Source organism: Streptomyces sp. 15-116A, from assembly GCF_025290915.1.
Classification (GTDB): Bacteria; Actinomycetota; Actinomycetes; order Streptomycetales; family Streptomycetaceae; genus Streptomyces.
The window spans coordinates 1-16,712 of record NZ_JAOCQE010000017.1; the positions used below are offsets into that span (position 1 = coordinate 1).

At 70.4% G+C, this 16,712-nt stretch carries 22 protein-coding genes; 18 read left to right on the forward strand and 4 right to left on the reverse strand.

The window, feature by feature from the left end; genetic code table 11:
- The first annotated feature begins 193 nt into the window (after nucleotides 1-193).
- From N4P33_RS05620 to N4P33_RS05635, 5 genes are all read left to right on the forward strand, one after another.
- Nucleotides 194-934, forward strand: coding sequence for a DUF2993 domain-containing protein (locus N4P33_RS05620; RefSeq protein WP_260825141.1), 741 nt, complete (start codon nucleotides 194-196; stop codon nucleotides 932-934).
- Nucleotides 935-1,106: 172 nt separating this feature from the next.
- Nucleotides 1,107-1,187 (forward strand): putative leader peptide, encoded by an 81-nt coding sequence (locus tag N4P33_RS35650; protein ID WP_350310325.1) that lies wholly within the window; start codon nucleotides 1,107-1,109, stop codon nucleotides 1,185-1,187.
- Between the two features lie 126 nt (nucleotides 1,188-1,313).
- Complete coding sequence (locus N4P33_RS05625) at nucleotides 1,314-2,159, forward strand: sulfurtransferase (protein ID WP_260825142.1); 846 nt, start codon at nucleotides 1,314-1,316, stop codon at nucleotides 2,157-2,159.
- A 42-nt stretch (nucleotides 2,160-2,201) separates the two neighbouring features.
- A complete protein-coding gene (locus tag N4P33_RS05630; RefSeq protein ID WP_010351646.1) occupies nucleotides 2,202-2,489 on the forward strand; it encodes a DUF1416 domain-containing protein in 288 nt (95 codons plus the stop codon).
- 88 nt (nucleotides 2,490-2,577) lie between these two features.
- Nucleotides 2,578-2,853 carry a DUF3099 domain-containing protein gene (locus N4P33_RS05635; protein WP_260825143.1) on the forward strand — a complete coding sequence of 92 codons (276 nt, stop codon included), beginning with the start codon at nucleotides 2,578-2,580 and terminating at the stop codon, nucleotides 2,851-2,853.
- On the opposite strand, the gene N4P33_RS05640 is transcribed toward N4P33_RS05635, so the two are convergent.
- Nucleotides 2,847-3,209: a DsrE family protein gene (locus tag N4P33_RS05640; protein WP_260825144.1), complete on the reverse strand. Its 363-nt coding sequence runs from the start codon at nucleotides 3,207-3,209 to the stop codon at nucleotides 2,847-2,849. The genes N4P33_RS05635 and N4P33_RS05640 overlap by 7 nt on opposite strands.
- 101 nt (nucleotides 3,210-3,310) lie before the next feature.
- Here N4P33_RS05640 and N4P33_RS05645 point away from each other — a divergent pair, with 101 nt between their 5' ends.
- The 6 genes from N4P33_RS05645 to N4P33_RS05670 all read left to right on the forward strand — a co-directional run bounded on the left by N4P33_RS05645 (nucleotide 3,311) and on the right by N4P33_RS05670 (nucleotide 8,345).
- Nucleotides 3,311-4,189, forward strand: coding sequence for a hypothetical protein (locus N4P33_RS05645; RefSeq protein WP_260825146.1), 879 nt, complete (start codon nucleotides 3,311-3,313; stop codon nucleotides 4,187-4,189).
- Nucleotides 4,186-5,205, forward strand: coding sequence for a hypothetical protein (locus N4P33_RS05650; RefSeq protein ID WP_260825147.1), 1,020 nt, complete (start codon nucleotides 4,186-4,188; stop codon nucleotides 5,203-5,205). The genes N4P33_RS05645 and N4P33_RS05650 overlap by 4 nt, the downstream gene beginning before the upstream one ends.
- Nucleotides 5,202-6,086 carry a hypothetical protein gene (locus tag N4P33_RS05655; RefSeq protein WP_260825148.1) on the forward strand — a complete coding sequence of 295 codons (885 nt, stop codon included), beginning with the start codon at nucleotides 5,202-5,204 and terminating at the stop codon, nucleotides 6,084-6,086. Before N4P33_RS05650 ends, N4P33_RS05655 begins: the two co-directional genes overlap by 4 nt.
- 218 nt (nucleotides 6,087-6,304) lie before the next feature.
- Nucleotides 6,305-6,880, forward strand: coding sequence for an FABP family protein (locus N4P33_RS05660; RefSeq protein ID WP_260825149.1), 576 nt, complete (start codon nucleotides 6,305-6,307; stop codon nucleotides 6,878-6,880).
- 51 nt (nucleotides 6,881-6,931) lie between these two features.
- Nucleotides 6,932-7,369 carry a Fur family transcriptional regulator gene (locus tag N4P33_RS05665; RefSeq protein WP_260825150.1) on the forward strand — a complete coding sequence of 146 codons (438 nt, stop codon included), beginning with the start codon at nucleotides 6,932-6,934 and terminating at the stop codon, nucleotides 7,367-7,369.
- A 10-nt stretch (nucleotides 7,370-7,379) separates the two neighbouring features.
- Entirely contained in the window at nucleotides 7,380-8,345 is a 966-nt protein-coding gene (locus N4P33_RS05670; RefSeq protein ID WP_260825151.1) for a folate-binding protein YgfZ, read from the forward strand.
- A gap of 6 nt (nucleotides 8,346-8,351) precedes the next feature.
- Here N4P33_RS05670 and dtd read toward each other — a convergent pair whose 3' ends face one another.
- Nucleotides 8,352-8,777, reverse strand: coding sequence for a D-aminoacyl-tRNA deacylase (gene dtd, locus N4P33_RS05675; protein WP_260825152.1), 426 nt, complete (start codon nucleotides 8,775-8,777; stop codon nucleotides 8,352-8,354).
- A 178-nt stretch (nucleotides 8,778-8,955) separates the two neighbouring features.
- Between dtd and N4P33_RS05680 the strand changes: the two genes are divergently transcribed.
- The 3 genes from N4P33_RS05680 to N4P33_RS05690 all read left to right on the forward strand — a co-directional run bounded on the left by N4P33_RS05680 (nucleotide 8,956) and on the right by N4P33_RS05690 (nucleotide 12,014).
- Entirely contained in the window at nucleotides 8,956-9,588 is a 633-nt protein-coding gene (locus N4P33_RS05680) for an aerial mycelium formation protein (protein WP_260825154.1), read from the forward strand.
- Between the two features lie 82 nt (nucleotides 9,589-9,670).
- A complete protein-coding gene (locus N4P33_RS05685; RefSeq protein ID WP_260825155.1) occupies nucleotides 9,671-10,672 on the forward strand; it encodes an asparaginase in 1,002 nt (333 codons plus the stop codon).
- 85 nt (nucleotides 10,673-10,757) lie between these two features.
- Nucleotides 10,758-12,014: a GNAT family N-acetyltransferase gene (locus tag N4P33_RS05690; RefSeq protein ID WP_260825156.1), complete on the forward strand. Its 1,257-nt coding sequence runs from the start codon at nucleotides 10,758-10,760 to the stop codon at nucleotides 12,012-12,014.
- Nucleotides 12,015-12,196: 182 nt separating this feature from the next.
- On the opposite strand, the gene N4P33_RS05695 is transcribed toward N4P33_RS05690, so the two are convergent.
- Nucleotides 12,197-12,382 carry a hypothetical protein gene (locus N4P33_RS05695; protein ID WP_260825157.1) on the reverse strand — a complete coding sequence of 62 codons (186 nt, stop codon included), beginning with the start codon at nucleotides 12,380-12,382 and terminating at the stop codon, nucleotides 12,197-12,199.
- 174 nt (nucleotides 12,383-12,556) lie between these two features.
- Here N4P33_RS05695 and N4P33_RS05700 point away from each other — a divergent pair, with 174 nt between their 5' ends.
- Nucleotides 12,557-13,468: a FadR/GntR family transcriptional regulator gene (locus N4P33_RS05700; protein ID WP_260825158.1), complete on the forward strand. Its 912-nt coding sequence runs from the start codon at nucleotides 12,557-12,559 to the stop codon at nucleotides 13,466-13,468.
- 31 nt (nucleotides 13,469-13,499) lie between these two features.
- Here the strand turns inward: N4P33_RS05700 and N4P33_RS05705 are convergent, their stop codons facing one another.
- Nucleotides 13,500-13,688: a hypothetical protein gene (locus tag N4P33_RS05705; protein WP_260825159.1), complete on the reverse strand. Its 189-nt coding sequence runs from the start codon at nucleotides 13,686-13,688 to the stop codon at nucleotides 13,500-13,502.
- A gap of 137 nt (nucleotides 13,689-13,825) precedes the next feature.
- Here N4P33_RS05705 and N4P33_RS05710 point away from each other — a divergent pair, with 137 nt between their 5' ends.
- From N4P33_RS05710 to N4P33_RS05720, 3 genes are all read left to right on the forward strand, one after another.
- Nucleotides 13,826-14,704 (forward strand): winged helix-turn-helix domain-containing protein, encoded by an 879-nt coding sequence (locus N4P33_RS05710; protein WP_260825160.1) that lies wholly within the window; start codon nucleotides 13,826-13,828, stop codon nucleotides 14,702-14,704.
- 29 nt (nucleotides 14,705-14,733) lie between these two features.
- Complete coding sequence (locus N4P33_RS05715) at nucleotides 14,734-15,453, forward strand: HAD family hydrolase (RefSeq protein WP_399028699.1); 720 nt, start codon at nucleotides 14,734-14,736, stop codon at nucleotides 15,451-15,453.
- A gap of 107 nt (nucleotides 15,454-15,560) precedes the next feature.
- Nucleotides 15,561-16,448 (forward strand): winged helix-turn-helix domain-containing protein, encoded by an 888-nt coding sequence (locus N4P33_RS05720; protein ID WP_260825161.1) that lies wholly within the window; start codon nucleotides 15,561-15,563, stop codon nucleotides 16,446-16,448.
- The last annotated feature ends 264 nt before the right edge of the window (nucleotides 16,449-16,712 follow it).

Genomic DNA, 16,712 nt, shown 5'->3' on the forward strand with positions numbered 1-16,712 from the left:
CTGCCGCTGGCCGCTGCGGCTCCCGCGGTGTACCTGCTGGGCCGGGTCGTCGCCTGAGACGCGTCAAGCCTCATGAGGCCCCTCCGGTGTCACAGATGATCGACAATTTCTCGTCCGCCCTTCCGCACGGAGTTACCCTCGCGCTGGGCGGCCGGCCGGTCGTCGGGGTCGGCCTGGGTGGGGGACACACCGCATGCGTGCACTGCGAATACTGCTCGTCGTCGTCGTGATACTCGGCGGTCTCTTCGTGATCGCCGACCGCGTCGCGGTCAACTTCGCCGAGGGCGAGGCCGCGGACCGGCTGAAGGCGACCGAGAACCTCGCGGACACCCCCGACGTGTCCATCAAGGGCTTCCCGTTCCTCACCCAGGTCGCAGGCGGCAGCCTCGACGAGGTCGAGGTGGGCATCCAGGACTACGAGGCCACCGCGGGCGACGGCGCACAGAAGATCCGTATCGACGATCTGCGCGCCGACATGAAGGGCGTCGAGTTCTCCGGCGACTTCCGCTCGGCCACGGCGAGCAGCGCCACCGGCACCGCGACCGTGTCGTACGACGAGCTGCTGAAGACCGCCGAGTCCGAGCCGACGCAGGTCGCCCCGGGCGTCACCGCGAACGTCGTCGGGCTGTCCGACGGCGGCAACGGGAAGATCAAGGTCGAGGTCGAGGCCACCGTGCTCGGCACCAAGCTGCCCGAGCCGGTGTACGTGCTCAGCTCGGTGAAGGTCGTGGACGGCGACACCGTGCGCGTGCAGGCCGACGCGCTGCCCAAGTTCGGGTCGATCACGCTGCCCGAGTCGCGCGTGCGGAAGATCACCGACTTCCAGCAGAGGATCGACGGTCTGCCGGGCGGCATCCGGCTGGACAAGGTCGAGGCGGGGGAGTCGGGCGTGCACATCACGGTCGAGGGCTCCGACGTCCGGCTGGCCGGATAGTCCGACACGTGAGACTCCGGTGTCCGTAGGGCAGATGGGCGCCGGACGCGGGCGGTGAGGGGCCCGTAGGAGGAGAGGCGAGGGAGTCGATCGTCCTGCCATACGGACGATCGCGTCTCACGATACGACACGCCGGTGACATGGCCGCCCCGGCGTCCCTACGATCGAGCCCATGAAGCGACAGGCGGATCTCACGAAGCGGCGGGCAGTAGACCTGTGCCGTGTCGCCGCCATGCTCTGTCGCACCTTCTGAGCGGACGCCTCGACGTCCGTATTCCCCCTGCCCGGATCCCGGGCCACCCGTGTGCCGGTCCCGTACGACCGCGCGCACTTTTGTGACTTGCACGCCCCGCCGCAACTGCCCCGGAGGAGAAGAAGCATGAGCCGCAGCGACGTCCTGGTCGACGCCGATTGGCTCCAGGAGCACCTGGACGACCCGACCATCGCCATCGTCGAGGTGGACGAGGACACGTCCGCCTACGACAAGAACCACATCAAGAACGCCATCCGGATCGACTGGACCAAGGACCTGCAGGACCCGGTCCGCCGTGACTTCGTCGACCAGGCCGGCTTCGAGAAGCTCCTGTCGGACAAGGGCATCGCCAACGACCACACGGTCATCCTGTACGGCGGCAACAACAACTGGTTCGCCTCGTACGCCTACTGGTACTTCAAGCTGTACGGCCACGAGAACGTCAAGCTCCTCGACGGCGGCCGCAAGAAGTGGGAGCTCGACGCCCGCGAGCTGGTGCCGGGCGACGAGGTGCCGGAGCGGCCGAAGACCGACTACAAGGCCAAGCCGCAGGACACCTCGATCCGTGCCTTCCGTGACGACGTCGTCGCCGCGATCGGCTCGCAGAACCTGGTCGACGTGCGCTCGCCCGACGAGTTCTCCGGCAAGCTGCTCGCCCCGGCCCACCTGCCGCAGGAGCAGTCGCAGCGCCCGGGTCACGTGCCGAGCGCGAAGAACATCCCGTGGTCGAAGAACGCCAACGACGATGGCACCTTCAAGTCGGACGAGGAGCTCAAGGAGCTCTACGCCGAGGAGAACGTCGACCTCGCCAAGGACACCATCGCGTACTGCCGCATCGGTGAGCGTTCCGCGCTGACCTGGTTCGTGCTGCACGAGCTGCTCGGCGTCGAGAACGTCAAGAACTACGACGGCTCCTGGACCGAGTACGGCTCGCTCGTCGGCGTGCCGATCGAGCTCGGCCCCGGCAAGTAATCCCTCCCGACCGACCTTTCCAGACCCCTTCAGGAGTAAGACATGTGCGGTGCGAAGGCCGGCGGCCCGGACGCCTCGACGATCAAGCCCGGTGAGACCACCATCCAGGGTCAGGTGACCCGCGACGGCGAGCCGGTGACGGGCTACGTCCGTCTGCTGGACTCGACCGGCGAGTTCACCGCGGAGGTGCCCACCTCCGCGACCGGACAGTTCCGTTTCTACGCGGCCGAGGGCACGTGGACCGTCCGCGCGCTGGTGCCCGGCGCCACCGCCGACCGCACGGTCGTCGCCCAGCAGGGCGGGCTGGCCGAGGTCGCGATCGCGGTCTGAGGTCGCTCACCCGGCTGCGAGGGCCGCATCCCACGGGTTGGACTCCCGGGGTGCGGCCCTTCGCCGTGCCCGGACCTACGCTGGTCGTATGTATGCGCGCAGGCGCCACGTCTACTTCGCCCTGATGGGCACGTGCGTCGGGCTGTTCGTCCTGGCCTGGGCCGTCGTGCGGCTGTGGTCCGTGCCCGTGGCCGTGGGCATGTGCGTGGTGGCCATGGTCATCCCGCCGGTCGCCGCGATGATCGCGAACCGGCGGGGGCCGGAGGACCGCTGGTGGGACGATCCCTCCGGTGATCCGCAGTCGGACGAGTGGTGGGACGAGCTGGACGGCAAGAAACGGCCCGGAGGGCCGCCCGCTCAGTAGACGAGCGCCTGGGTGTCCTCGCCGAGGGACTCCTGGACGAAGACCTGCGCGCCCGCGATCCGTACGCCCTCGATGACGTCCTTCTCCGTGATGTCGCGGCGGGCCGCGCACTGGGTGCACAGCGTGATGCGGCCGGCCGCGAGGATCGAGTCCAGCAGGTCCGGGAGCGGGGCGGCGTGCGGCAGCTCGAACTCGGCGGCGCGGCCCGGCAGGGCGAACCACGAGGACTCACCGGTGAGCCACAGCGAGACGTCCACGCCGCTGGCCGCGGCCACCGCCGCCACCGTGAACGCCTGCGAGCAGCGTTCGGGGGCATCCGCCCCCGCGGTCACCTTGATCACGAGCTTCTTCGCCATGGCCGAATCGTAATCATGGCCGCTACAACCCGCGCCGTGGCCGGTGGGTCTCCTGTGCGCGCGCAGCGGAATGCGCGCTTCACCTTCTGTGGGGGGACGTCTTGGAACAACCCGAAGAAGTGGTCCACGACCCGGATGCGGCGAGATCGTCCGAAGTGGGCGGGACCGTCGAGGCGGCCGAGCGGTCTGCGGGTGCGCAGGCTCCTGCCGGTGCGGTGGCTCCTGCCGGTGTGGTGGCTCCTGCCGGGGCAGAGGCGCTCGCCGGTGAGGCGGTGCCGGGGAAGCGGAGGCGGGGGCGTACCGCCGCGCTGATCGCCGGCGCCGCCGTGCTCGGGATCGTCGCCGGCACGTGCACCGGGTATCTCGTGCAGGCCGAGCGTGAGCCGACCAGGCTGCCGTCGCTGGCCCAGACGGAGCTGAAGCAGGACAAGGGCCCCGGCCCCGAGCCGCTCCCGGCGGCGCAGGACCGCCGGATGAAGACCGACGGCGATCTGCGCAGGCTGCTGCTGAAGAAGCCGCGGGGCGCCGAGGACGCCGAGTTCGTGGCGTCCGACGGCTGGTTCAGCATCGAGCAGTACGCGTCGGTGTACACCAACTCGGACGTGATGTTCACCGACCTGGTCACCGACGACCTGCGCCGGGTCGCCGCGACCGCCTGGGAGAAGGGCGGACTGGTCGTCGAGATCCGGCTGGTGCAGTTCCGGCAGGAGGAGCAGCTGTCGGCCGGCTCCTACGCCGACAACAACCATCACTGGGCGGGCAAGAAGGCCGGCACCGACAGCTGGGAGATCCCCGGCGCCGTCAACGGCGAGGCGTACGTCCACGCGGCGACCCGGGAGCCCGGCTACCTGCCCTACTACACCGCCGAGGCGCACGTTTGGCGCGGTGACATCTCGATGGAGATCTGGCTGACGGCCGACAAGCCGATCAGCAGGTCGACCATCCTCGACCTGGCCGAGCGGCAGCTGGAGCGGCTGTGACCGACAACCCGACCAACGACACGACGCCGGCCGACACCGCACCGGCCGACACGACACCGGCCGACGCGGCCCCGGCGGTCCCCGCGCCGAGTGATCCGGCGCCCGCCGAGGCGGCCTCCGCTGATGCGGCTTCGACTGCTCCGGCGTCGAGCGACCCGGCCCCCGTCGACCACGCCCCGCAGGCGCTGAAGCCCACGCCCGTACCCCCGCCCGACGGGCCCGCCCCCGACGGTGCCGTGCCCCCCGAGGGCGGAGCCAAGCCCCGGCGGCGGGGGCGGGTGCTGCGGATTGCCGGTGGGGTGTTGCTGGCCGTTGCCGTGCTCGGTGGGACCGGGTACACCGTGGTGACGGTGAACGGGGCCGACCGGGACGCGGGCGCCCCGGTCTGGGAGTTCCCCGCGACGCCGAAGGACGAGGGACGGGCGGCGAAGGCGGGCGAGGACGGCGGGCTCGCCGGGATGCTCGTGTCGTACGAGGACTCCGGCTGGGAACGAGGTCCGGACATCGGGGAGTTCGGCCCCGAGGCCGTGCTCGGCGGGGAACGTGCCACCGCCCTGCGCAAGGAGCGGCTGAGCTGGCTGCCGCGCAGCATGCGCAAGCAGATGGAGAAGGAGATCGACCGGCAGCACCTCACGGGCGTGGCGATGCGCAGCTACCAGAGCCTCGCCGGGACCTCGTGGAGCGTCACGGACGAGACCCTGACCATGAGCATCGAACTGGCCCAGATGGAGAGCGGAACCACCGTACGGCAGCGCGCACGGGCCCAGATCCGGTTCCTCGATGCCATGGACTCCCTCCGCAAGGGCCCGAGGATCAAGGGCCACAAGGACGCCCGCTGCTACCTGGCGCCCAAGGACGACGAGGAAGACCTGGACACGATGGTCTGCACCGCCTACGTCGGCAACGTGCTGGTGACCGCGAGCGCGGCCGGAACCGCGCCGCTCGACACGAAGGGGGCCGCGATGCTGCTGCGCCGCCAGCTCGACCGGATCCAGGAACCGGGGAAGGCCGTATGAGCGAGCAGATCGTCACCGAGGCGAGCGCGACCGAGGAGCCGGTGCCGGTTCCTCCCGTCCCGGCCCCGCCCGTGGCTGTCACCGTGACGCCGCCCCCGCCCGCGCCGCCGGTCAAGCGGGACCGCCGGGTCCTGCGTGCCGTGCTGCGCTGGACCGCCGCCGTCGTCGTGTTCGCCGCGGTCGGCGCGTCCACCGCGTACGGGATCACGCGGATGGAGCGGACGGACGTACCCGGACTGGCCACCGAGCCGGACGGGCGCTGGGACTACCCGACGCTCACCCGGCCGCCGCTGCCGTCCGGCAGCCCCGGACCGCAGTCCGAGGCGAACCTGGCCGGCACGCACCACGCCGACCTGCGCGAACTCGTCCTGCCCGCGCCCGAGAGGGCCGAGCAGGACCCGGCGCTGCGCGGCACGGACGGCTGGCTGAAGACGGACGTCTTCCTGAAGGAGTACGCGCACAACGACGACCGCGAGGAGTTCGGGGACCAGCTCGCCGTCCACGCCCTGCGGCACATCGCCGCCCGCGGCTGGACCATGCCGGACGGCACCCGCACGCGGATCTACCTGCTGCAGTTCAACACCGCGGCCGTCGTGGACGCCCTGATCCAGGACGGCCTCACCCCGACCATCAGCCCCCGGTACCCGCTGCGCGGCGCCGAGGACTCGGAGTGGGACGAGAAGTTCCTGAGCCGGGAGCACGTCGAAGGGGTGCGCACGACCGCCTACGTGGAGAACGGGTCCTACGGCGACGAGCAGGTGCGCCAGGCCTACCTCACGTCCGGCGACACGCTCGCCGTGATCGTGCAGTCCCGCAAGGGCGGCGCCGAGGCCGTCCCGTTCTGGCAGACGGTGCTGCTCCAGGGGCAGCTGCTGGCCTGACGCCGCGGGCGTACCTCACAGGAAGGGCCGGACCCCGGACGCGTAAGCTGGGGGCCGGCCCTGTGCACACTCCGCACCCCGCTCAAGGAGCACCCCGTGGAACTCTTCTTCGAAATCCTGTTGGTCCTGGTTGCCGTCGGCGTCCTCGCCTTCGCCGGGCTGACCGTGAAGAAGCTGTACCAGGGCCAGCGCTGAGACGACGCTAGGAACTACTGCTCATGATCGAGATCCCGTCCGACCTGCACAAGGACCTCGTCCCGCTCGCCTTCCTGCTGGGTAACTGGGCCGGCGCCGGCGTGCACGACTTCCCCGGCTCCGAGAAGTGCAACTTCGGGCAGGAGGTCGCCTTCACCCACGACGGCCGGGACTTCCTGGAGTACCGCTCGCACACCTGGGTCCTCGACAACGACGGCAACAAGGTCAGGCCGCTGGAGTCCGAGCACGGCTTCTGGCGGATCGACGCCGAGCGCAAGGTCGAGGTGACGATGACCCGCGACGACGGCGTCATCGAGATCTGGTACGGCGAGCTGGCCGACAAGAAGCCGCAGATCGACCTGGTGACCGACGCCGTGGCCCGCACCGCCGGCTCCCGCCCCTACAGCGGCGGCAAGCGGCTGTACGGCTACGTCAAGAGCGACCTGATGTGGGTCGGCGAGAAGCAGACCCCCGAGGTCGAGCTGCGCCCCTACATGTCGGCCCACCTGAAGAAGGCCGTCACCCCGGAGGAGGTCGAGCGCTGGGCCAAGGCCCTGCCCGACGATCTCCCGGACGACGGGATCGCCTTCTTCAAGTAGGTTCCCGCCGCACAAGCGGGTTCCCGGGGCACACCGCCTAGACTTTCCGGTGTGGTGAGCACCGACTGGAAGAGCGACCTCAGGCAGCGCGGCTACCGGCTGACGCCGCAGCGCCAGCTTGTCCTCGAAGCAGTGGACACCCTGGAGCACGCGACCCCCGACGACATCCTCGTGGAAGTGAGGAAGACGGCGTCGGGGGTCAACATTTCCACCGTCTACCGGACCCTGGAGCTCCTGGAGGAGCTCGGTCTCGTCAGCCACGCCCACCTGGGTCACGGGGCGCCGACGTACCACCTGGCCGACCGCCACCACCACATCCACCTGGTCTGCCGGGACTGCACCAACGTGATCGAGGCGGATGTGTCGGTGGCCGCCGAGTTCACCGAGAAGCTCCGGCGCGAGTTCGGCTTCGACACGGACATGAAGCACTTCGCGATCTTCGGCCGGTGCGAGGACTGCTCGCTGAAGAATTCAACTACCGAGTCGTAGGCTTGCGGATATGAAGAGCCCCCTGCTGACCCTGCCCGGCGCCGTCCCCGCCGAGGGCGTGGACGAAGGCGTGGCCGCCCACTACGGCGACCTGTTCCGCGAACAGCGCGCCCTCGCCGACGGCACCGGTTTCGTCGACCTGTCCCACCGCGGGGTCGTCACCGTCTCCGGTCCCGAGCGGCTCGGCTGGCTGCATCTGCTACTCACCCAGCACGTCAGCGACCTCCCCGCCCACCAGGCCACCGAGGCGCTGATCCTCTCCGCGAACGGCCACATCGAGCACGCGCTGTACCTCGTCGACGACGGCGAGACGGTCTGGGCGCATGTCGAGCCCGGCACCCAGGACGCCCTGATCGCGTACCTGGAGTCGATGAAGTTCTTCTACCGGGTCGAGGTCGCCGACCGCACCGCCGACATCGCGGTGGTGCACCTGCCCGCCGGTTCCATCACCGAGGTCCCCGAGGGCGTCGTCGTGCGGGAGACACCGTACGGGCGTGATCTGTTCCTGCCCCGCGAGGACCTGGAGTCGTTCGCCGGGCAGGCCGGGCCGCCCGCCGGGATCCTCGCCCACGAGGCGCTGCGGGTCGAGCAGCACCGGCCGCGGCTCGGCTTCGAGACCGACCACCGCACCATCCCGCACGAGCTGGGCTGGATCGGCAGCGCCGTGCATCTGCAGAAGGGCTGCTACCGCGGCCAGGAGACCGTCGCCCGGGTGCAGAACCTCGGCAAGCCGCCGCGCCGGCTGGTCTTCCTGCACCTGGACGGCAGCGAGGTCCATCTGCCGGCGGCGGGCACCGAGATCCGGCTCGCGGACGACGGCCCCGACGGCCGGAAGATCGGCTTCGTGACGACGTCCGTACGGCACCACGAGCTGGGTCCGGTCGCGCTCGCGCTGGTCAAGCGGAATGTGCCGGTGGACGCCCGGCTGATCGCCGGGGAGACGGCCGCGGCGCAGGAGACGGTCGTCGAGCCCTGAGCCCGGCTACATCTCCAGCAGGACGGTGAACGGGCCGTCGTTCGTCAGCGACACCCGCATCTGCGCGCCGAAGCGGCCCGTCGCCACCGTCGCGCCCAGCGAGCGCAGCTGGGCCACCACCTCGTCGACCAGCGGCTCGGCGACGTCGCCGGGGGCGGCGGCGTTCCAGGTGGGGCGGCGGCCCTTGCGGGCGTCGCCGTAAAGGGTGAACTGGCTGATGACCAGCAGCGGCGCGTCGATGTCGCTGCACGATCTCTCGTCCTTCAGCATCCGGATCGACCAGAGCTTGCGGGCGAGCTGCGCCGCCTTCTCCTTGGTGTCCTCGTGGGTCACGCCGACGAGGACGCACAGCCCCTCGCCCTCGATCGCCCCGACCGTCTCGCCGTCCACGACGACGCTCGCGCCGTCCACCCTCTGCACCACTGCACGCATACGACCATCATGCCGGTCGGCGAACACACGCTTGAGCGCGGTCCGCGCCCCGCCCCGGTCGGGCTATTTTTACTCCTTAACCCCCATCTGGGGCCGATCGGGGCCACTCGGACACATAGCGACCACTTGGGGTGGCACGATGCTTTGCACACGCCGGTCGAGGGGACGGTAGAGGCACATGAGCACACCAGGTACCGGGCAGCCGCCTGGGGCTGTCTCGTTGACCCACGAGGGCGCCGGGGAGCGGGAGTTCCACCGGCCGCCCACGCAGCGCACGGACAGTCCCGTCCTGCCCGAGGAGACAGCCGAGCACGATCTGAGCGTCCTCAGCCTGGCCGAGCTGCGCACCCTGCGCCGCGACGCCCAGCGTGACGAGGCGGACCTCAGCTATGTACGGCGGCTGCTCCAGGGGCGGATCGACATCCTCCGCGCCGAACTGACCCGGCGTACGCCGGTGGGCACGGCGTCGGTGGCCGCGCCGGCCGAGGCGTCCGTCGTGGAGCGGCTGCCGGAGATCCTGCGGGACACCCCGGCCCGGCACCGTTCCTCCGCCCGGCATGTGACGCTCGGCACGCCGCAGAGCGAGGAGTACCGGCGGCTGGCCGCGGACATGCTCGCCGAGGTGGAGCTGTCGGACCTCGGGGCGCGCACCGACGGCGAACTGAACACGGCGATGGGGCGGCTCGTGCGGTACGAGCAGCAGGTGTCCCGGCGGCGGCAGCGGCTGCAGCGGACGGCCGACGACTGCAGCGCCGAGATCGCCCGCAGGTACCGTGAAGGGGAAGCGCAAGTCGACGACCTGCTCGTCTGAGGCGGGACGGCCCGGTGATCCCGGGCCGTGGACCGCGGCGGGCGGGTCGTTCGAGTCGTCCGCCGTCCGGAGGCCACCGCCGATGTCCGCACCCGTGTCCGCAGCATCCCAGCCGCCCATACCCGGCGCCCCGTCCGGCCCTGCCGCACCGCCGGTGCTCGCGGAGGTCGTCCGGTCCGGTTTCGTCGAGGGGCGGCACCGGGGGAGCCTGGTGCTGCTGGACGCGGACGGGGCGGTGCGGCTGGCGCTCGGGGACGTGACGGCGCCGGTGTTCCCGCGCTCCAGCAACAAGCCGATGCAGGCGGCGGGGGTGCTGCGGGCGGGGCTCGACCTGTCGGGGGAGCGGCTGGCGCTGGCCGCCGCGAGCCACTCGGGCGAGGTGTTCCACCGGGACCTGGTCCGCAAGATGCTGGCGGAACACGGGCTGGGCGAGGAGCAGTTGGGCTGCCCGCCGGACCTGCCGCTGGACGCCGAGGAGCGGGAGACGTACCTGGCGGCCGGCGGGGTGCGGGACCGGGTGGCCATGAACTGCTCCGGCAAGCACACCGCGATGCTGGCGGCGTGCGTGCTGCGGGACTGGCCGCTGGAGAGCTACCTCGACCCCGGCCATCCGCTGCAGCGGCTCATCCACAGGGGTGTGGAGGACGCGGCGGGCGAACCGGTGGCCGCCCTCGGCACGGACGGCTGCGGCGCCCCGCTCATGGCGATCAGCCTCACCGGACTCGCCCGCGCCTACCGCTCCTTCGTGCTGGCCGAGCCGGGCACGCCCGAGCGCCGCGTCGCCGACGCGATGCGCGCCCACCCCGAGTACGTCGCCGGAACCCGCCGCGCCGACACCTGGCTGATGCGGGAGGTCCCGGGTGCCCTGTCGAAGATGGGCGCGGAGGCGGTCCAGGCGGTCGCCCTCCCGGACGGCCGCGCCCTCGCCTTCAAGGTGGAGGACGGCGCGGTCCGCACCCTGGGTCCGGTCCTGTCCCGCGCGCTGCGGCTGCTCGGCGTGGACTCCCCGGTCCTCGACGAGATCGGCCGGGCACCGCTGACGGGCGGGGGGCGTGAAGTGGGGGAGATCCGGGCGGTGTTCTAGGTGCACGCGCGGCCCGGTCGCTGTTCGCCCGCGCGCGCCGAAAAACCGTGCGACAGCTCCGCGCGGTGCCACCTACCGTGACGGCATGACCTCCCCCGCCGACATCGACGTACGTCCCATCGACGAGACCGAGTTCGCCGACTGGAACCGGGCGCTGAACACCGGGTTCCTCCGGGAGCCGCATGCGAGCGAGGAGGTGCTCGACGCGCGCCGCAAGCAGTTCGTGCCCGGCCGGTCGCTCGGGGCCTTCGACGCAGGGCGGTGTGTCGCGACGTTCCGTTCCTTCGCGCAGGAGCTCACCGCGGTCGGCGGTGCCGCCGTACCCGCCGACGCGATATCGAACGTCACCGTGACCGCGACCCACCGCCGCCGCGGTCTGCTCAGCCGCATGATGGAGCGGGACCTGGCCGCGGCGAAGGAGCGCGGGGACGTGGTGGCGACCCTGATCGCCGCCGAGTACCCGATCTACGGCCGCTACGGCTTCGGCCCCGCCACCTCCGTCACCGAGTGGACGATCGACGTGCCGCGCACCGGACTCGACCCCCGCTGGTCGGGCCCGGAGGACGGCGGCCGGATCGACCTGGTGGACGGCGAGGACGTCCGCAAGCTGGGCCCCGAGCTGCACGACCGGCTGCGCCGCCGCCAGCCGGGTGCGGTCAGCCGCAACGAGCTGTGGTGGCAGCTCAACACGGGGGCCGTACGCTTCCACAGCTCGTGGACGGAGCCGTACTTCGCCGTGTACCGCTCGGCGTCCGGCGAGGTCGACGGCATGGTCGCGTACACGGCGGACGACCACTGGGGCGACGGCAAGCAGCCGTTGAACACGGCGAGCGTGCAGTGGCTGATCGCGGTCAGCCCGGCCGCCGAGCGGGCGCTGTGGCGGTATCTGTGCTCGATCGACTGGATCGTGAAGGTCAAAACCGGCAGCCGGGCCCCCGACGACCTGCTCCCCTGCTTCCTGCCGGACCCGCGCGCCGCCGCCGTCACCACGCAGGCGGACTGGCTGTGGGTGCGGATCCTGGACGTCGTACGGGCCTTGGAGGCGCGGACGTACGAGACGGCCGGCTCGCTGGTGCTGGAGGTGGCCGACCGCGGCGGGCTGACCGGGGGCCGGTACCGGCTGGAGGCGTCCGAGGACGGCGAAGGGTCCTGTACGCCGACCGACGCGAGCGCCGATCTCAGCCTGGACGTAGGTGAGTTGGCGGCGTTGTGGCTGGGGGACGAGTCGGCGGTACGGCTCGCGGCCGCGGGGCGGGTGCGGGAAGAACGAGCGGGCGCCGCCCGTCAGGCCGACGCCCTGCTGCGTACGTCCAGGCGACCGTGGTGCCCGGACCTGTTCTGAGCGCGGTGCGTGCGCCCGGTGTGCCCGTCTCCTTCCGCCGACGACAGGGGTGCGCTCATCCGTAGCGAGCTGTTCAGTTGTGGTTGTGGTTGTTGTGCGGGTGGTGCGGGTGGTGCTGACTGGCCGGTCTCCCGGCTCCCCTCCGGAAGGGAGTCCGGCCAGACGTCTGTGGTGGTGTGCCCTCAGCCGGACTGGGCGAGCAGCATCACGAGGATGACCGCGCCGATGCCGCTGATCAGGGTGTTGCGGGCCTTGAGGCCCACCGCGAGCGCGACGAAGGCGATAATGCCCATCGGCCCGTACTTCCACTGGATGAACTGTTCGAATCCGATGGCCAGGGCGGCGAGGACGATGGCGACGAGCGGCATGGCGGTCCCCCTTGGACTCGGTGGTCCCCAACCGTCACCCTGATGGCCAACACCCGGAAGGTTCGACCAGGTCGCTCAAGTTGGTGACCAACTCTTCCTTGGTTATCTCCACTTGGAAGCGACTCATAACCACCTTTCAGTGAACTGCCCAAAGATGGCGGGAAGTTGTAGTGTTTGGCTGTGGACCCGGAACACGCCTCCGTCAATGGACGGAAGAGGCCACAGCGGCCACAGACGACACACCGCGAGGTGGCCGACGAGCTGCGCGCGCGGATCAGGTCCGGAGCGCTGCGGGCGGGCCAGCGCATGCCCACCCAGGCCCAGCTCGCGGACGAGTTCGGCGTCGAGCGCGGCGTCGTCCGCCAGGCGCTGCGCATCCTGCAGTCCGAGCAGTTGCTCACCAATGTCTCCAAGGGGGCGCCCGCGAAGGTCGCCGCCGACCCCGCCAGGGCGCTGATCGGGCCCGCCGCCCCGCCCCTGCCCACCACGGTGGCCCTGGGCCCCCGGATAGCCGCCGCCTTCGCCGCCGAGCACGTCGAGATCCACGCCGTCTGCCTGACCTCGATCTCCCTCAACCTCGCGCTCGGCGAGCCGCTGCGCGAGATTCACGCCGGGCGACTGAAACCGGCCAAGGTCGACGTCCGGATCCTCCTGCCCAGCGAGGACATCGCCCTCGCCTTCCCGGTCCCGGTGGACGGCCGGCGCGGCGACGACACGGTGCACCAGCGGTGGCTGGCCCAGCGCAACGCCCAGGGGCAGGTGCTGCGGCACAACCTCCTCGCGCTGCGCGCCACGCACGGCATCGACGTGCGGGTCTCCTTCCGCGCCCTGCCGTTCACCCCGCCCGTGAAGCTGTACCTGCTCAACGGCGTGGAGGCGCTGTTCGCCTACTACACGCTGGAGCGCAGGGAGGCGCAGATCGACCACGAGAAGCTGGAGATGTACGACGCGGAGGGCGTCCGCTCGATGCTGTTCGCCTTCGAGCAGGGGGCGGGGCTGCGGGACACCACGTTCGTAGAGCAGTCCCTGCTGTGGTTCAACGCACTGTGGGAGACGATCAGTTCGGAGCTGGAGCTCACGAGCTGACGTCTCCCACAGGTTCCGGGAAGCGCGTGTTTCATAGGGCGGGCCTCGCCAGCAGCAGGGCGAGCAGGACCGCGCCGGCGGAGCTGACGCCGGGGCTGTTGGCCTTGATGCCTATGGTGAGCAGCAGCAGACCGACGATGCCGGCGATACCGAACTTCCACTCGACGAGCTCTTCGACGGTGATGACCAGGACGGCGGAGATGATGGCGAGGACGGGCACGGGTTCCTCCTTCGGAAGCAGAACTTCCGCCAACTCGACCAAGTTGGCTGCCAACTTTGATTAGGTTGTCCCCACTTGGCTACTACTCATAAACAACTCGCAAACAACTCCCCATAGATGGATCAGAGTTGTAGCGTTTGGTCGTGACTCAGGAGAGCGTCGCAGTGAACGGCAGCAGAAGGCTCACGCCCCAGGAGATCGCCGACATCCTGCGCGAACGGATCCGCGCGGGGGAGCTGAAGGCCGGCGACCGCCTGCCCACCCAGGCCGAGCTCGCCGAGGAGTTCGGCGTGGAGCGCGGCACCGTCCGTCAGGCCCTGCGCGCCCTCCAGCAGGACGGTCTGCTCAGCAACGTCAGCAAGGGCAGCCCGCCCAGGATCGCCGAGCCGCCTCCCACCCGGGAGGAGCCGCAGCCCACCATGGTCGCGCTGGCACCCCGCCTGACCGAGGCGTTCTCCGCCCCGCACGTCCGCGTCGACGTGGTGTGCCACACCTCCGAGACCCTGATGCTCGCCCTCGGCGAACCGGTCCGCCTGATCCATGAGGGCCGTATCCGACCGGAATCGATCGACTTCCGCGTCCTTCTGCCCTCCCGTGACATCAACCTCGCCTTCCCGGTCCCGGTGGACGGCCGGTCCGGCGACGACACCGTGCACGACCGCTGGCTGCAGATGCGCAACGCCCAGGCCCAGGTGCTGGACCACAATCTGCGCGCCTTCCGCTCCACCCACGGCATCGACGTCCGCGTGCGCTTCCGCGGCTTGCCCTTCACCCCGCCGATGAAGCTCTACCTGCTCAACGGCGAGGAGGCGCTGTTCGGTTACTACATGCTGGAGCGCCGCGAGGAGGAATGGGGCAGCCAGACCCTCGACATGTACGACGTGCTCGGCTCCCAGTCCCTGCTGTTCTCCTTCGTCAAGCGGGCGGGCCAGCGGGACGCGGCGTTCGTGGAGGAATCCGAGAAGTGGTTCGACGCCCTCTGGGAAACCATCACGACGGACCTGACACTTCCCTAGTGACTTCTGAGACGACACAGACTGATCCGGTGACGGCCGAGACCGAGATGGAGCCGAACGCCCTGCAGAATCTGATCGCTTCCGCCCGTGTCGTGCTGTGGGACTTCGACGGGCCGATCTGCCGCCTGTTCGCCCGCCACTCGGCGGAGCGCGTGGCGAGGGAGCTCGTCGAATGGCTGGAGGGCCGCGGCCTGCACGGCCTGCTCACGGAGAAGGAACGCGAGTCCCTCGACCCGCACGTCGTCCTCCGTGCCGTCGACCGCCGCCATCCGGGCAGTGACCTGGTCGCGGAGCTGGAGGAACGTCTCACCAAGGAGGAGCTGCGGGCCGCCGGGTCGGCGATGCCCACCGCCTGGGCCGATCCCCTCATCCGCACCTGGACCGCGGTGGGCTCCCGGCTGGCGATCACCACCAACAACTCCCCCCGGGTGGTGCGCAGCTACCTCGACAGCCGCGGCCTCACCGCCTGCTTCACCCCCCACATCTACGGCCGCACCCAGGAGCTCCACCACCTCAAACCCGACCCCCACTGCATCAACCGCGCCCTGAGCGCCATGGGCGCGGCCCCCGGCTCCGCCCTGATGATCGGCGACACCCCCTCCGACCTCCAGGCCGCCAGCGCAGCCTCAGTCCCCTTCCTCGGCTACGCCCGCAACGAACGCAAGGGGAAGCTGCTGCGGGACGCGGGGGCCACGGCGATCGTGGGGTCACTGGAGCCGGTGCTGAGGCTGGTCCGGGCGTCGGGCTGACGCTCGAAGGTCATCGGGTCTCCATATCTCGTCGGTAACCCGCATGCGCAGTCAGTCAGTTGATGGGCAGTCGATTGCTGACGCCCCATGAACGGTAGGGTCCAGACGTGGACGAACAGCGGGCCGGGGGAGGAGCAGGCAAGGGATTCCGGGCGATCGCCGACGAGCTGCGCGGGCGGATAGCCGACGGGCGATACCCTCTGCGGTCCTTTCTGCCGTCCCAGCGGGATCTCGCCGAGGAGATCGGCGTCTCCCGCGACACCGTGCAGCGGGCGCTGCGGGAGCTGGCCGACGAGGGCTGGATCGAGTCGCGGCAGGGCAGCGGCTCACGGGTGATCAAGGTCCAGCGCATCCAGTCGACGGTGCCGAAGGCCACCCGGCTGAGCCGGGACGTGACACTGGAGCTGTTCATCAGCGAGGCCTTCGAGGCGCCCGAAGTCGTCCTCGACGTCTATACGTTGACTTCCGAGTCCCTCAGCGCCCACATCGGCCTTCAGGCCCAGCGCATCCGGCGCGGCTCCATCTCCCCCCAGCGCATCACCCTGCGGATGCTGCTGCCGGACGCCTCGCTGCCCCTGCCGTACCCCCGCGTCAAGGACGACCGCACCGACACCCGCCCGCTGGAGCGCCTGCGCGCCATCACGGAGCTGCACACCACCTCACTGCAGACCGCGCTGAGAGACCTCCAGACGGAGGAACTCGTCCCGTCGGTCGACGTACGCATCCGCCACGCACCGCTGCCCCCGGCCTTCAAGCTGTACCTCTTCAACGCGGAGGAGGCACTGCACGGCATGTACCAGGTGGTGGAGCGGCCGATGCAGCTGGAGGGCGGCGAAGTGATCACGGCCCTCGACGTCCTGGGCGTCGGCGCCACGCTCACCCACCACGTGAAGGACCACGACCCGCAATCTCCCGGGTCCGTCTTCGTCGACAGCATGCGCCAGTGGTTCGACTCGGTGTGGGAACTGCTCGCCGAACAACCGCACGGGGCATGAGATACCGCAGGGGCGCCGGAGGCACGAGTCGCGTGCTGTAGCATCTGCGCACCGATGAGCGATTGCTCGCCTCTGTTCGTATAGGGGCTCACCAGCCGGACTCGAACAGGCTCGCGCAGTCTTCAGGCAAACGGGTGGCGAAACGCCCGATGCGCCTACACCGACAGGCACGACCCACCCCTGCATGCGTACGGTCGAACGTGACTCCTCTCGCACCTCCCGGAGCGGCCCGTGGGCGCACCACCTTTTCCCCGACCAGGAGTC

Bases quoted from the DNA above. Each gene is read 5' to 3' on its own strand.
- N4P33_RS05620 (WP_260825141.1), top strand. From the start codon at position 194: ATGCGTGCACTGCGAATACTGCTCGTCGTCGTCGTGATACTCGGCGGT.
- N4P33_RS35650 (WP_350310325.1), top strand. From the start codon at position 1,107: ATGAAGCGACAGGCGGATCTCACGAAGCGGCGGGCAGTAGACCTGTGC.
- N4P33_RS05625 (WP_260825142.1), top strand. From the start codon at position 1,314: ATGAGCCGCAGCGACGTCCTGGTCGACGCCGATTGGCTCCAGGAGCAC.
- N4P33_RS05630 (WP_010351646.1), top strand. From the start codon at position 2,202: ATGTGCGGTGCGAAGGCCGGCGGCCCGGACGCCTCGACGATCAAGCCC.
- N4P33_RS05635 (WP_260825143.1), top strand. From the start codon at position 2,578: ATGTATGCGCGCAGGCGCCACGTCTACTTCGCCCTGATGGGCACGTGC.
- N4P33_RS05640 (WP_260825144.1), bottom strand. From the start codon at position 3,209: ATGGCGAAGAAGCTCGTGATCAAGGTGACCGCGGGGGCGGATGCCCCC.
- N4P33_RS05655 (WP_260825148.1), top strand. From the start codon at position 5,202: ATGAGCGAGCAGATCGTCACCGAGGCGAGCGCGACCGAGGAGCCGGTG.
- N4P33_RS05660 (WP_260825149.1), top strand. From the start codon at position 6,305: ATGATCGAGATCCCGTCCGACCTGCACAAGGACCTCGTCCCGCTCGCC.
- N4P33_RS05670 (WP_260825151.1), top strand. From the start codon at position 7,380: ATGAAGAGCCCCCTGCTGACCCTGCCCGGCGCCGTCCCCGCCGAGGGC.
- dtd (WP_260825152.1), bottom strand. From the start codon at position 8,777: ATGCGTGCAGTGGTGCAGAGGGTGGACGGCGCGAGCGTCGTCGTGGAC.
- N4P33_RS05680 (WP_260825154.1), top strand. From the start codon at position 8,956: ATGAGCACACCAGGTACCGGGCAGCCGCCTGGGGCTGTCTCGTTGACC.
- N4P33_RS05685 (WP_260825155.1), top strand. From the start codon at position 9,671: ATGTCCGCACCCGTGTCCGCAGCATCCCAGCCGCCCATACCCGGCGCC.
- N4P33_RS05690 (WP_260825156.1), top strand. From the start codon at position 10,758: ATGACCTCCCCCGCCGACATCGACGTACGTCCCATCGACGAGACCGAG.
- N4P33_RS05695 (WP_260825157.1), bottom strand. From the start codon at position 12,382: ATGCCGCTCGTCGCCATCGTCCTCGCCGCCCTGGCCATCGGATTCGAA.